The 13,723-nt window shown below is 55.9% G+C and carries 14 protein-coding genes; 12 read left to right on the top strand and 2 right to left on the bottom strand.

The window, feature by feature from the left end:
• Positions 1 to 80: 80 nt before the first annotated feature.
• Positions 81 to 854, top strand: a complete 774-nt coding sequence (locus tag J3T92_RS04645; protein WP_024627734.1) for a pseudouridine synthase — start codon at positions 81 to 83, stop codon at positions 852 to 854.
• The gene (der, locus tag J3T92_RS04650) at positions 851 to 2,959 is read left to right on the top strand and encodes a bifunctional cytidylate kinase/GTPase Der (protein ID WP_267399978.1); all 2,109 of its coding nucleotides are present in this window, start codon (positions 851 to 853) and stop codon (positions 2,957 to 2,959) included. Before J3T92_RS04645 ends, der begins: the two co-directional genes overlap by 4 nt.
• A 217-nt stretch (positions 2,960 to 3,176) precedes the next feature.
• Here der and J3T92_RS04655 read toward each other — a convergent pair whose 3' ends face one another.
• Positions 3,177 to 3,905 carry an SdpI family protein gene (locus J3T92_RS04655; RefSeq protein WP_267399979.1) on the bottom strand — a complete coding sequence of 243 codons (729 nt, stop codon included), beginning with the start codon at positions 3,903 to 3,905 and terminating at the stop codon, positions 3,177 to 3,179.
• Positions 3,906 to 3,915: 10 nt separating this feature from the next.
• On the bottom strand, positions 3,916 to 4,254 hold the full coding sequence (locus J3T92_RS04660) for a metalloregulator ArsR/SmtB family transcription factor (protein ID WP_024627731.1): 339 nt from the start codon (positions 4,252 to 4,254) through the stop codon (positions 3,916 to 3,918).
• A gap of 284 nt (positions 4,255 to 4,538) precedes the next feature.
• On the opposite strand from J3T92_RS04660, the gene J3T92_RS04665 reads away from it, so the two are divergent.
• The 10 genes from J3T92_RS04665 (at position 4,539) to J3T92_RS04710 (ending at position 13,702) form a co-directional block, all read left to right on the top strand.
• Positions 4,539 to 5,213: an HAD family hydrolase gene (locus J3T92_RS04665; RefSeq protein ID WP_267399982.1), complete on the top strand. Its 675-nt coding sequence runs from the start codon at positions 4,539 to 4,541 to the stop codon at positions 5,211 to 5,213.
• 120 nt (positions 5,214 to 5,333) lie between these two features.
• On the top strand, positions 5,334 to 5,957 hold the full coding sequence (locus J3T92_RS04670) for an endonuclease III domain-containing protein (RefSeq protein WP_267399983.1): 624 nt from the start codon (positions 5,334 to 5,336) through the stop codon (positions 5,955 to 5,957).
• Positions 5,958 to 6,199: 242 nt separating this feature from the next.
• Positions 6,200 to 7,240, top strand: a complete 1,041-nt coding sequence (locus tag J3T92_RS04675; protein WP_267399985.1) for a zinc-dependent alcohol dehydrogenase family protein — start codon at positions 6,200 to 6,202, stop codon at positions 7,238 to 7,240.
• A 335-nt stretch (positions 7,241 to 7,575) separates the two neighbouring features.
• On the top strand, positions 7,576 to 8,286 hold the full coding sequence (locus tag J3T92_RS04680) for an ABC transporter ATP-binding protein (RefSeq protein ID WP_267399986.1): 711 nt from the start codon (positions 7,576 to 7,578) through the stop codon (positions 8,284 to 8,286).
• 32 nt (positions 8,287 to 8,318) lie between these two features.
• The gene (locus J3T92_RS04685) at positions 8,319 to 9,707 is read left to right on the top strand and encodes a hypothetical protein (protein ID WP_267399987.1); all 1,389 of its coding nucleotides are present in this window, start codon (positions 8,319 to 8,321) and stop codon (positions 9,705 to 9,707) included.
• 312 nt (positions 9,708 to 10,019) lie between these two features.
• On the top strand, positions 10,020 to 10,553 hold the full coding sequence (locus J3T92_RS04690; protein ID WP_267399988.1) for a ClbS/DfsB family four-helix bundle protein: 534 nt from the start codon (positions 10,020 to 10,022) through the stop codon (positions 10,551 to 10,553).
• A gap of 210 nt (positions 10,554 to 10,763) precedes the next feature.
• Positions 10,764 to 11,360: an RNA polymerase sigma factor gene (locus J3T92_RS04695; RefSeq protein WP_267399989.1), complete on the top strand. Its 597-nt coding sequence runs from the start codon at positions 10,764 to 10,766 to the stop codon at positions 11,358 to 11,360.
• 14 nt (positions 11,361 to 11,374) lie between these two features.
• Positions 11,375 to 12,220, top strand: coding sequence for a hypothetical protein (locus J3T92_RS04700; RefSeq protein WP_267399991.1), 846 nt, complete (start codon positions 11,375 to 11,377; stop codon positions 12,218 to 12,220).
• Positions 12,221 to 12,329: 109 nt separating this feature from the next.
• Positions 12,330 to 12,947, top strand: coding sequence for a hypothetical protein (locus tag J3T92_RS04705; RefSeq protein ID WP_267399992.1), 618 nt, complete (start codon positions 12,330 to 12,332; stop codon positions 12,945 to 12,947).
• Positions 12,944 to 13,702, top strand: a complete 759-nt coding sequence (locus J3T92_RS04710; RefSeq protein WP_267399993.1) for a murein hydrolase transporter LrgB — start codon at positions 12,944 to 12,946, stop codon at positions 13,700 to 13,702. The genes J3T92_RS04705 and J3T92_RS04710 overlap by 4 nt, the downstream gene beginning before the upstream one ends.
• The last annotated feature ends 21 nt before the right edge of the window (positions 13,703 to 13,723 follow it).

Raw genomic sequence — 13,723 nt, forward strand, 5'->3', positions numbered from 1 at the left:
AGTATGATATGACCTTTTGGCGGCTGCGGTCGCCCGGAACGTTAACCGTTACATATCTATCAGGCCACGTTGGGAGAACGATGCCACATCCATACACACAGGCGATCAGAGCGCGCGAACAGGGGGAGGAAGGCATCCGCCTCCAAAAGGTGCTGGCCCAGGCCGGATTCGGCTCTCGTCGCAAATGCGAGCAGATCATCACCCAAGGCAGGGTCGAGGTCGACGGCGAGCTGGTCACCACCTTGGGCAGCCGGGTGGACCCATCCCACCAGCAGATCCGCGTTGATGGATCGCGCATCCATCTGAACGACAAGCATGTCACCCTTGCCCTGAACAAGCCGCGCAAGGTCCTTTCGACCATGGACGACCCCAAGGGTCGGTTCACTCTGCGCGACATCATCGGGGACCGCTACGAGCGGGTCTTCCACATGGGCAGGCTGGACTATGACTCCGAGGGCCTGATCCTCATGACCGACGACGGTGAGCTGGCCCAGCACGTCATGCACCCGCGTTACGAGGTGGAGAAGACCTATATCGCCACGCTCAGCGGCCACATTGGCGGCAATGTCTGCCGGCGGCTGGTCACCCAGGGCGTGGAGCTGGATGACGGCCTGATCCGCCTGGACCATTGCGCCATCATCGACCACAACCGCGAGCACACCATCGTCAAGGTGGTTCTGCATTCGGGCAAGAACCGGATAGTCCGGCGCATCTTCGGTGCCATCGGCTACCCAGTGACCCGGTTGGTGCGCACCCAGATCGGCCCCATCCGGCTGGGCGAGATTCGTCCTGGCTCCTATCGGGTGCTCTCCGCCGCCGAGATCAAGGCCTTGGATAAGGAGGTCGGACTGTGATCACCGTCGCCATCGATGGCCCTGCGGGAGTGGGCAAGTCCTCCACCTCACGGGCCCTGGCCAAGCATTTCGGCCTGGCCTACCTGGACACGGGCGCCATGTACCGGGCGGTCGCCCTATGGTGCATGGACCGCGGGCTGGACCTGGACGCAGACCAGCCCGACCAGGAGGCGATCACCGAGGCCGTGGCCGAATCCATCACCGGTGGCCACCTGGTCATGGGACTCGATCCCGAACATCCCACTGTCAGCCTGGACGGTCGTGACGTGGATGAAGAGATACGCTCTACCAGGGTCTCCGAGCATGTTTCCGTGGTCTCTTCGATTCCGGCCGTGCGCCGGGTTCTGATAGCTGCCCAGCGGGCCATCATGGCCGACCAGGAGCGCGGCGTGGTGGCCGAAGGACGGGACATCACCACCGTGGTGGCCCCGGATGCCCAGGTCCGTGTACTCCTGACAGCCCGTGAGGAGGTCCGCCAGGCTCGCCGCAGCGGCCAGGCCCAGGCTGGATCAGCCGGCGCCGAGGATCTGGCTGCCCGGGATGCCCGGGATTCCAAGGTCACCTCTTTCATGAGCGCAGCCGACGGGGTGACCACCGTGGACAACTCCGATCTGACCTTCGAGCAAACCTTGCAGATCCTGATCGATCTGGTCTCCTCGGCCATGGAGGAGGACTCCTACGACGAGTACGCCCGCAATCTGGACGACTATGAGCTGGATGAAGAAGACCGTGCTCTGCTGGAGGGCGGCTCAGAGAGCCAGGATGACCAAAACCAAGGCCCCAAGGCCGTGGGCGTGCTGGCCGTGGTGGGAAGGCCCAACGTGGGCAAGTCCACCCTGGTCAACAGGATTCTCGGCCGCCGTGCTGCCGTAGTCGAAGACACCCCTGGCGTGACCCGGGATCGTGTCAGTTACGAGGCTGAATGGGCCGGCACCCAATTCAAGCTGGTGGACACCGGCGGCTGGGAAAGCGATGTGGAGGGCATCGAATCCGCCATCGCTTCCCAGGCGCAGGTCGCCGTGTCCCTGGCTGATTCCGTCATTCTGGTCGTGGACGGCCAGGTGGGGCTGACCGCCAGCGACGAGCGGATCGTCACCATGCTGCGGGCTGCCGGCAAGCCGGTCGTCCTGGCCGTCAACAAGCTGGATGACCGTATGGCCGACTACACCGCCTCCGAATTCTGGAAGCTGGGCCTGGGCGAACCCTATGCCATCTCCGCCATGCACGGCCGGGGGATAGGTGATCTGCTGGACGCCGCGCTGGAACAGCTCAGCAAGGCTGAGAAGACCTCGGGATTCCTCACCCCGGAGGGCCTGCGCCGGGTGGCCCTGGTCGGCCGGCCCAACGTGGGCAAGTCCTCCCTGCTCAACCAGCTGGCTCACGAGGAGCGGGCCGTGGTCCACGATGTGGCCGGCACCACCAGAGACCCGGTCGACGAGGTGGTACAGGTGGACGGCGAGGACTGGCTCTTCATCGACACCGCCGGCATCAAGCGTCGCCTGCACAAGATCTCGGGTGCCGAGTACTACTCCAGTCTGCGCACCCAGGCGGCCATCGAACGCTCAGAACTGGCACTCATCCTCTTCGATGCCTCCCAGCCCATCGCCGATCAGGACTTGAAGGTCATGAGCCAGGCCGTGGATGCGGGTCGGGCCATCGTCCTGGTCTTCAACAAGTGGGATCTGCTGGACGACTTCGGCCGGCAGCGTCTCGAGCGGCTCTGGCAGACCGAGTTCGACCGGGTCACCTGGGCCGAACGGGTCAACCTGTCTGCCAAGACCGGCTGGCACACCAACCGGCTGGCCAAGGCCATGCGCACTGCTCTGGAATCATGGGACAAGCGCATACCGACCGGCAAGCTCAACTCCTTCCTGGGCAAGGTTCAGGCTGCACACCCGCATCCGTTACGAGGCGGCAAGCAACCGAGGATCCTCTTCGCCACCCAGGCTTCCACCAGGCCGCCGCGTTTTGTAATCTTCGCCACCGGCTTCCTGGAGCACGGTTACCGCCGCTATCTGGAACGCTGCCTGCGCGAGGAGTTCGGCTTCGAGGGCACTCCCATCCAAACCTCCGTGCATATCCGCGAAAAGAAGAAGCGCAAATGAAGAAGGTCCCTGGCCCGGCTCTTAAGTCGGCCCAGGGACCTTGCCTTCTCGACTAGACGGCCTTGTCTGCAAATCCTTGTAGAAAGAACTGTGTTTCTGGACATTTGTTGTATTTAGGGGACCTCCAAATCCTTCCAAAAGATTCAGATAGTCCCCATTACGTATATGCAGATCTGCTATTTGCAGTCTCCTTCAAACCACTAATTGCATATAAGCACTAGCGGTGGTACACGGGTCCGCCCTGCCCGGCATACTTTCTGCCAGCGTATGAACCATAGGCACATATGAGTACAAGGACGATTGCCAGAGCCGTTCCACAGGTCCAGTAGAGTCTGACTCCGCTATAAGCCAAGGCAGACAGGATCATGACCACGCCCAGAATCATGAAGAGCACCCCGCCAAACTGCTGACAATGGCGCCAAGCCTCGCGGCTGGCGTAGGCACCTGGCACTCGAAAACCGCTGATGCCGTTGGGTCTGGTTTTAGGAGCAAGATTGCCGATGACTATGAGAGTCAGACCGGTCAAAAGCATGGCGACCTTATCAATGCCGAAATCCGTCGGCCACCATCCCCAATGAGGATCAGCAACAGCTAATTCGAACAGATCTATAACAGTGAAAATAATCTGCATGCATAGACCACCCAGCAGAAAAACGGTCAAGGTATGCCCCGCTTCATCACCACGTTTAATCAAATATGCGCGCAGGACGAGCATGAGGATGGTCCAAATCAGCGCAATGACCAGACAGAAGCAGGGCATCCAAACCAGCTCCTGGGGAGAGCCCCAGCGATCCACCTGGTTCTGAGCGTTCCAATGAAGCGGGACGTTTTCATTCGGCAGACGATTGACCACTATGCGGCTTACGCCCAGCATGATTATCCCCGGCACCCACTGAGCCGCGACAAGGGTCGGGACGAACCGACCCGCTTTGCTGCCATCCGCCATGAGAGTCTCCTTAGGACTCGGAAACCGCCGTCGAACCAGTTTCCTTGCTCACAGTCTGAGGCTCAGACACACTTCTCTTGTCGCTGGCGCTGGTCCGCAGGCGGTAGAGCCACTGAATAGTGCTGTCCAACACGCTCAGATTGAGTTCGTAGATGACCCTAGTGCCCTGCTTGTGGCCGACAATCAGGTCTGCTTCTTTCAACTTCCGCAGATGATAGGACAGCTTGGACGGGGTCATTCCCAGCTTTTCAGCCAGGCGTCCGGCCTCCATGCCGCCCTGCTCCAAAAGATCCAGCACACGACGACGCAGGGGATCAGCCAGAGCCGCTGTTGTTTCTTGAATAGCCATAAGTCTCCTTTTTCGATGATTTTCTCTAGTATTTGCATGCTAACATTGTTTCAATCAATATTGTATATCTTCTTCAACTTTTATACGCTTTTCAATCACTGAGCGCAAAATAATTGACAATCGCCCGGATTGATGCCTGTCGTGGCGACATTAAACTGTTGAACATACCTACTTTTCTGAAGCCGAGGCTGATTGGGGAGAACATTGGCTCAAACCCGGTCAGCCAGACCCGATCTGAGGTCATGCTACTATGAATAACTTCGGCGAATAGGAGAATTTGCGGCATGGGCGAAAATGGAATAAAAGTCAACGTTGGTAAGGCCGCCATCTTCGATCTCGACGGCACTCTTCTGGATTCTATGGGAGTCTGGAAGGAAATCGACCAACGATTCTTCGCTCGTCACAACATCCCCATGCCGGACGATTACGCATCTGTAGTGGCCTCTATGCAGACCGGTGCCATCGCCAGATACACCATCGACCGCTTCCACCTTGACGAGCACCCAGAAGATCTTGTGGAGGAGTGGAACGAGGACGCACTCCTGCTCTACGCCACAGCTGTACAACCCAAGCCACATGCACTTGATTATCTGCAAGCGCTAAAAGCCAGCGGTGCCGCCCTGGCTGTGGCAACCAGCCTCCCTCCGCGCCTGCGACAGGCTGCTCTGAAGCACGCTGGGATGACCGATTGTTTCGACCAGGTCTGCAGCGTGGATGATGCCAAAAGCATTGGCAAGGAGGAACCGGAAATCTACCTGTTGGCTTCGCGGATGCTGGGTGTACCACCTGACCACTGCACTGTGTTCGAGGATCTTCTGGTCGCCGTCGATTCGGCCAAACGCGCTGGGATGAAGGTCTGGGCCATGTACGACCAGTCTTCGGCCAAGAATTGGGATGTCATTCGCTCTGAGGCCGATGGCGCTATCACTGACTTCGCCCAGGCGCCTACCATTCTCTGACTCGCTCCGCAACGGCCGGAGCCAGCTGTTACCATGAAAAGCGTCAAGTAGTTTGGTGGAGGCGTTATGGGCAATTCAGGCAGGATAAATGCCGGTTGCTCAAGGTGGCTGTACTCACGTTTGCTCGCTCGTCTGGGATTGCAGAATTGGTGGCCGGCAGAGACCGACTTCGAAATGATGATCGGAGCGGTGCTGGTCCAACATACAGCTTGGGGGAACGCGGCCATGTCCATCGAGCAGCTGCGCAAAGCCGATCTGCTCAACCCCTGCAACATGGCCGACGTCGACCTGGCAAGACTGACGAACTTGATCAGATCAAGCGGCTTCATGAAGGCCAAGGCACGCACCTGCAAAGCCCTGGCTCAGTGGCTGCTGGCTCATGGCATCCGCACGGCCGATGTTGAGGATTGCGCGGATGAAGGCCTGCGTGACGACCTGCTCACCATTGCCGGGGTTGGACGCGAGACGGCGGATGTCATACGGCTCTATGCCTTCGGCCAGCGCTGCTTCATTTGGGATGCCTATGCACGCCGAATGCTGGACGGTCTGGGTTGGGCCTCCCTGCGGTCATACCAGGAGGGCGAAGAGTACGAGGCGGATTTTATTCAGGTTGATCAATGGCCGCTGAACGATCTGCGCGAATACCACGGGCTGATCGTTCAAGCGGGCAAAAACCATCGCAATCCCCAGGCCTATGCCGCCTTCCTTAAGGAACTTGGCGGTCATGGAAGCTCTTCCAAGTGAGTTGATCCCTTGAGGTTCGGCCGAGTCACAAGGCATATGACGGTACCCCTATACGGCACCTATATACGATACGGCTGCATCTTATGACCGTATTCCCGCGTAACAATCTTGTCCGCACCTCAGTGAATCGCGCACAATAAGGTATTGACTTGACTTCAAGCGGATTGAACTCCGTAGACTATGTTTCATCCGCATACTTGGCAGGCGAATACGCCAGGTAGTGAAGAATGGGGAGCAAGAGCATGAAGGTAGCAAAGTTTGTAAAGCCGGGCCGCATCGAGCTGGAGGAAGCACCGATGCCGACCATCGAAAAGCCTGGAGATGCCGTGATTCGGGTCATCCGGGCCTGCGTGTGCGGATCCGACCTGTGGTGGTACCGGGGTATTTCCTCAATGCCCTCAGGCAGTCACGTAGGGCATGAGGCCATCGGCCTGGTCGAAAAGGTGGGCTCGGATGTCTCTCATGTCAAACCTGGTGACTTCGTCATTGCGCCCTTCACTCATGGCTGTGGGCACTGCGCAGCCTGCAGGGCCGGCTTCGACGGTGACTGCCTTGATCCGGACAGGCGGGGGAGCGGCGGCTATCAGAGCGAGTATCTGCGATTCACCAAGGCGGACTGGGCCTTGGTGCAGATTCCTGGCCAGCCTGAGGACTACAGCGACGACATGCTCGATTCCCTGCTGACCCTCTCCGACGTGATGGCCACGGGTTATCATGCAGCCGCTACAGCCCAGGTCAAAGATGGCGATACGGTCGTGGTCATGGGCGATGGAGCGGTGGGTCTGTGCGGAGTCATAGCAGCCAAGCTGCGTGGGGCCGAACGCATCATCGCCATGAGCCGGCATGAGGACCGCCAGAGGTTGGCGCGTGAATTCGGAGCCACTGACATCGTGGCTGAACGTGGCGACGCTGCTGTGGAGCAGGTCATGGCCCTCACCGACGGAGCAGGAGCCGATGCGGTTCTGGAATGCGTAGGCACCGAACTGTCCACAGATACCGCCGTCAAGGTGGCTCGGCCCGGCGCAGTGGTCGGCCGGGTCGGCGTACCGCAGCAGGCTACCATGGACACCTCTAAGCTGTTCTGGCGCAATGTTGGGCTGCGAGGAGGCACGGCCGCAGTCACCACATATGACAGGCATTTGCTGCTTGATCAGGTGCTCAAGGGCAGCATCCAGCCAGGCAAGGTCTTCACCCAGCGCTTTGCCTTGGATCACATCCAGGAGGCCTATGAGGCCATGGACCAGCGCACCGCCATCAAATCCCTGCTGCTTGTTAGCGAATGAGGCTGCAACAGTAATCAGCTGATTCTCGGCGCTGCTGACATTACCGGTGGCGCCGCGTAAGCATGCCTTCCTGAACATGCCTCTTATTTCGAAAAATCAGGGCCGTGTCAGGGATAATTCAGGGTAAATCAGGGTATTTCATCCCTTCTTTCGCTGATATCAATGGAATTGACTGATGACGACAAGGATGACCGTCATACAGGGTCAAGCGACGAACGAGGGCACATGACATCTGCGAGGCGAATCAGCATTACTGGGCGTAGATGCCTCGGTCTGGAAGGTCGTCGATGATCATCCAAGGGAAAGATGCAACTATGAATAACCCCAGCATAAGCGTGAGCAGAGGACCGACACCAACGATTGAAGCTACGGGGCTGTCCATGGTGGTCTCCCCGCGCCGCGGCGATTCACTGACCATTCTCAATGACATAGCGTTCACTGCCTATCCGGGGGAGATGACCGGCATCATCGGGCCGTCAGGCAGCGGCAAATCGACGCTGCTGTACTGCCTGGCTGGGCTGGAGAAGGCCACTAGCGGCACTGTGCTTCTGCTGGGCAAGGACATAACCCGTCTGGGGCTGTCGGCCATGACCAAGTTCAGACGCCAGCATCTAGGCTTCGTATTCCAGTCCTACAACCTGATCACCAGCATGACAGTCGAACAGAATCTGGCTCTGCCATTCACTCTTCGCGGATCCCGCTTTCCCAGAAAGACGGCGGATTCCCTCTTGAAGTACTTTGGCTTGATCGATCAGAAAAAGAAAAGCGTCACCCTGCTGTCGGGCGGCGAGCAGCAACGTGTTGCCCTGGCCCGCGTCCTGTTGTCCGACGTAGACGTGGTATTCGCGGACGAGCCGACTGGCGCCCTGGATCAGGAATCCGGAGAAAAGGTCATATCGGTGCTGAAGGAACTTGCCAACCACGAAAAGAAAACCATCGTATTGGTGACACATAACAATGAGGTGGCGGGTCAGTGCGATCGGCTGTTTGCCGTGCGCGATGGCCGAATCAGCCAGTCATTCTCTGCGAAAGCGCCCATGGCATGAGAGGCGCCCTGTCCGAACTCAAAGCAGCGCCCATGGTCTGGAGCGCCGTCTTGCTGGCCATGGTCGTATCCCAGACTGTCATCTGCTCCCTCATTGCGGTCGCCGCAATCATTGATCAGGACTATCAGGGCCCGGAGCAGGAACTTGGATCCACATACACTGGTCCCGCCTTAACATTCAGCGTGATCATCACCGTAGCTGTGTTGCTATGGGTCATGAACTCAGCACTGAATCAACGACGGCATCAACTGGCGCTCATGGTTTTACAAGGCGCTCTGCCTAGGCAACTGCTGGCCTGGAATCTGCTGATAGTTATGGGATTATTCATCCTGTCTATTGCAGCCACCTGCCTTTTGCTGCCAGTGATTACGCCCTTGATCTTCGCCATGGTGACAAATCCACTCGATTTGCATTTGACATATGCCAGCAGCCACCTGTTCAATTCGCTGGGCAAAGGCCTCGCTTTCAGCGTTGCGCCCATCTTCATAAGCACCCTGTTGACTATCCGTTCGCTCTCGAAAATACGACCAATGGAAGCCCTCAGACAATCCCAGAACCCGCCAAAGCAGATAGGTGTCTTCCGCTTCCTCCTGGGAATCGTATGCTTGATTGGCGCGGGCTGTATGTTGCTGATTCCAGCTTTTGCACTTGCAACTAACCCTCCTGCCAGTCAGATGAGCAGCAATGCCGCTGCGGATCGGATGACGGTATTTCTCGCCTTCGCCATGGGCGGCATGTTCCTCCTGATATTCTCGCTTGCAGCTTTCGCGCCATACCTCCTGCCCGGCTTCACGGCGATATGGACGCGTATTGTGGCGTTGCGATCCAGAACCTGGAGGCTGGCAGGCCAGCAGGCTGTCGGCAGCATACAGCGCCAGGGAGCGGCGATCATCCCGATGACTGCAGGTCTGTCATTGCTGATGACCGTCAGCGGAGGGTTGAGCACGATGATCACCACCATGCAAGTCACTTTGCCCCCCACACCAGATAGCACTGTTCCGGCGACCGCAGACATGTTTGCAAGTCTCTTGGCGGTCACTGGACCGCCACTGATCATCGCGATAACAGGTGCAATTGCAGGCACCTTGATCACTTCCAAAGGCAGAGGGCTTGATCTGGCGCTGACCTACGTATCAGGTGCTGGAATCGGCCAGCTCAGAGTATTGGGCGCACTTGATGGCATCATCACTATGATCACCAGCACACTGTTCTCCCTGGTCACCACCTTGCTTTGCACCTCATCCCTGACCTTCATGCTCTTGCGCTTCATGGGCAAAGCACAGATGAGCGTGCAATGGGGCGCTTGGATCGTAGTGGTGCTCATCGCATCCCTGCTTGGTGCCGCAGCCACAGGAATCCAAGCTCTGACCACCAGATTCGAGAACTCTGTCAGTGTCATATCTCATGCCATAGGCGAGTAATAAAGTCCTGCTGCCTAAGCCCGGTTACATATTTGAGCCACAGCAAACCTGCCGACCTCTGCCATTCCCTCATGCCTCTTGTTAAATAAATTAAGTCGGTATATGCAGCGCTCGGCTTGATGAATTTAATTAGTAGGTGCATCTGTGAGCACTTGATGGCTTCCCACCAATACAGGTAAACACAGGAGTATGCGACGATTTCCTACACACGAGCATTTGCAAGGCCCATATAGGGTACAGTCAATGACAAACCGTGACAGGTGACGATGAACCAGTCAAACCTTGTCAACAACAGACAAATGGAGGACCGTCATGGCGCGACCTACTACCAAGGAAGAACTCATCAAGGCGGCTGATGATGGCTTCGACAAACTCGTGGCGCTGCTTGAGCCGCTGACACCTGAAGAACGCAATGGCCGCTTTTCCTTCGATCTGAGCAAGGAGAAGGGGGCCCATTGGGCACGCGACAGGAACATCAAGGATGTGCTCGTCCATCTCTACGAGTGGCATCAGCTGCTGTTGAATTGGGTGGAGGACAACCAGCAGGGCAGGACCCACGACTTTCTTCCTGACGGCTACAACTGGCGTAATTACGGCGAAATGAATGTGAAGCTGCGTGACAAGCATGATGACACCACCTACGATCAGGCCTTGAACCTGTTTATCGAATCCCATAAGAAGGTCATGGCCCTGGCGCAATCGTTCACCAACGAACAGCTATTCACCAAGGGCGCCCTCCCATGGACAGGAAACTCTACCTTGGGCTCTGCCTTCATCTCTTCAACCTCCAGCCATTACGACTGGGCCCTGAAGAAGGTACGGAAGTATTTGAAAGGACGCAAATAAGCGCTAGGACACCTGAAAAGAACCAGCTTCATACACAGACAGTAATGGGTTGCCCTGCGACTTCGCGACTAAATTCACAGTATGGGCGACCCTAAAATCAGCATCCCAGTACATTCGTAATAGTAATGGAGCATAACCGCGATAACCGCTTGCATAACAGTATGCAGAACGATATCTAGGATGTAGACAACACAGAGAAGGACATCATCAGTGAAACGATCTCGCATTGATCCAGATGCTGATGATATAAGGCTGATCAAGATGGTGGCTGACGGCGATGAATCGGCCTTTGAAACACTTTACAATAAGTATGCTCATACCGTCCAAGCCTTTATTTCCCTGCGAATATCCGACGATGAAGATGCCAGTGAAGTTTTTACTGACACATGGCTGGGCTGCTGGCGTTCCTCAAAAACCTTCCGCGCAGACAGCAAGGTGCTTACCTGGATACTCAGCATTGCCCGGCGGCAAATCTATATGAAACGTCGCAAACCGAAACCACCTGACCAAATGGTTCAGGTGGAACTTGACTCGATAACCGATGATCAGCTGGGGCCTGTAGAACTGGTCAATAAGGATCTGACGATGGAAATAATACGGCAAAGGATTGATGCACTCCCAGCAGAAATGGCATACACGGTGACGCTGGCCTGGCTCCACGAGCTACCCTACCCGGAAATAGCCTCCCTGCTCGACGTTCCAGTTGGGACTGTGAAATCTCGCATTGCCCGGGCAAGGCAGATCCTGCGCCCGCAGTTGACCGACCTCGCTCCAGTCAAAACCCAAGAAGTGCCGAGCCAGAGATAATTGAAGGCGTGATTATGACAGACCGATATAAGAGCACAAGCCCAGATAGCACAGGCCCAGTCACCGAAGAATACCGGGGTGAAGTTCAAGAGGCGCTTAGGGAAAAAGAGCAGAATGCCCGGCCGGCAGTTCCGGCTTTTACTAGCGTAATGAAGGCCATCCACCAGAAGCCGTCGCTGGCAACGGATCAACCGCTTCCGTTCATGCGCCAAGTACGTTCCTGTGGCCCACTTATTCGGGCCCAATTCCACCTCATACCGCGATATATCTTACTGGCAGAAATTGCGATAGCAGCGTGCTCCGTCTTAATTAGCAACCTTATGCAAGGTGCACGTTACGGCAGTCTCGGTATGCATATCTTTTCAAATATGCTCATGCTCAACATGGCACTGACAATTATCCTGGTCTTTTCCATTAAAGACGATCGTGAATTAATGCTCAGTATGCCCCTAGGACCTCAAGTTGTAGTAGCTACTAGGCTATTGCTGGCTTTTATCTCCAACATTGTCGTCGGGGGAGCAGCCTTGTTGATTGTCACTGTCATCAACCCTGGAATAAGGCCTTTGCCAGTTATTGCCCAAACAATAGCCCCCATAATACTCCTGGCGAATATTGTGGCCCTCTTATGCATATGGCAATGCTCGTGGATTGCACTGCTCCTAGGGGTACTTGCACCACTATTGAGAACTTTGCAGAACTTGAGGTCATCATTTTTCCTACCGGCATGGGTCAATTCGGTACCCACTACAACCGCAGCCTGGGCAGGGACCATCGTACTGACGGTGGGACTCCTATCTGCTGTTATCCTTACAGCCCCTCTTGCCTGGCATACTCAACTCGCCGGTGGAGATAAAAATTAATATGAACCTTTTCATCCTCTCTCGCTACTAACTAAGCAGACGGAACAAGCAGCGAGCAATGTCTGGCAGCAGCCGAGGCCAAAACCAGATATGGGGAAGGTGGACGAGGTTGGCTTTCGTAGGTATACAGCTCAAGAGGCTTTATAGGCTGGTATTACTGCCGTTCATACTGACTGCAGGCATTCTTTTTGTGGGCTCCTTACTGGAGGGCATTTGGTCACCGGGCCGCATACGGCTGGTTATGATGGCTCTTACTCAGGTGCCAGTAATTGCTACTGGCCTATCTACAGCTTTTGTGCTCAATGGCGACCCAATCGTTGAACTTGCTGAATCAACTCCAACTGGATGGCGGAAAGTTCAAGTGACCAGGCTGCTTATCATTACCGGAGCATTTCTTGCTGCCGCAGGCCTTCTTTTTATCGGCTTGCATATGATGCGACTTTGGCCACGTGACATGGGATGGGTGAGCATCATTACCCCGGTTGGCAGTATATTCATTGTCAGTTGTCTAGTTTTCCTTATAGCCGTACTCACCACGTCTATGCCAACATCATCGCTGGCTTCCATAGCTATTTGGCTGTTTTTATGTTTTATATGGGATCCATACATCACAGATCCGGTCCGGCAACGACTCATTCCAGTGTTTGTTGCAGCGGCAGGCGCAATCTTCGGATGGAACATGTGCGGTGATACGGAATGCAATGTTCTAAAGGTGGCAGCCCTATGAGGATACTGAGCCTTGTACGCATCACGCTACTGATGTTTTATCGGCGCAAAGCCTTGTGGATAGCCAGCATACCGCTGGCGCTCTTCGCCCTCTTTTTGGCCTATGCTTCTCCTATGTCACCTGGATTCAGCAACATAGATGGTCTTGTCTTTACCGGACAGGTTCTTGCTATGTTCACCCCGTTGGCATACGCAGCATCTTTTAGCGACCTTATGACTGCCGGCAGGCGAACAGGTATGGACGAGCTTGAATCCACCTCCCCCTTGCCGATGGCCGTCATCCGTTCAGCTCATGTCTTGGGAGCCTGGGTCATCTGCATATCATCTTCCCTGCTTTTCCTTGTATTGATCGCGGTCCACCAAGCCATTAACGGCAACGGTAAGGCAATACTTGTGGCCCTGGCAGTAGCACTTGTCATACTCGCGCCATCAATACTGATTGCTATAGGGATATCCGCCCTGCTAGGAGCCCTGTTGCCCACGATCGTAGCCCGAATTCTTGCCGTCCTGGTATGGGCTTGGCTGGCTTTCTATACCCCCCTCTTACCACTTCCAACACTCAATGGTGGCCCGCTTGCAGTCATTGGCGATCCCATTGCACAGGGATGGTTCCATACCGATCCTGTGTACGCACCAGCGAACGGCCCCTTTACCTTCCAATCAGGAGTCATATCCCTGCTCTGGCAGGTGTGTATTATCTTCCTCCTTTTCACTGGTGCAAACATAGCCTCCAACCACATAAAAGCTCGGATCTGACTATCTACTGACTTTGAAAGG

Origin of the sequence: Bifidobacterium sp. B4081, assembly GCF_026537335.1 — a bacterium.
Taxonomy (GTDB): domain Bacteria; phylum Actinomycetota; class Actinomycetes; order Actinomycetales; family Bifidobacteriaceae; genus Bombiscardovia.

Coding starts and splice junctions, on each gene's coding strand:
- J3T92_RS04665 (WP_267399982.1), top strand. CDS start 4,539: ATGGGCGAAAATGGAATAAAAGTCAACGTTGGTAAGGCCGCCATCTTC.
- J3T92_RS04655 (WP_267399979.1), bottom strand. CDS start 3,905: ATGGCGGATGGCAGCAAAGCGGGTCGGTTCGTCCCGACCCTTGTCGCG.
- J3T92_RS04685 (WP_267399987.1), top strand. CDS start 8,319: ATGGTCTGGAGCGCCGTCTTGCTGGCCATGGTCGTATCCCAGACTGTC.
- J3T92_RS04710 (WP_267399993.1), top strand. CDS start 12,944: ATGAGGATACTGAGCCTTGTACGCATCACGCTACTGATGTTTTATCGG.
- J3T92_RS04690 (WP_267399988.1), top strand. CDS start 10,020: ATGGCGCGACCTACTACCAAGGAAGAACTCATCAAGGCGGCTGATGAT.
- J3T92_RS04660 (WP_024627731.1), bottom strand. CDS start 4,254: ATGGCTATTCAAGAAACAACAGCGGCTCTGGCTGATCCCCTGCGTCGT.
- J3T92_RS04675 (WP_267399985.1), top strand. CDS start 6,200: ATGAAGGTAGCAAAGTTTGTAAAGCCGGGCCGCATCGAGCTGGAGGAA.
- J3T92_RS04700 (WP_267399991.1), top strand. CDS start 11,375: ATGACAGACCGATATAAGAGCACAAGCCCAGATAGCACAGGCCCAGTC.
- J3T92_RS04645 (WP_024627734.1), top strand. CDS start 81: ATGCCACATCCATACACACAGGCGATCAGAGCGCGCGAACAGGGGGAG.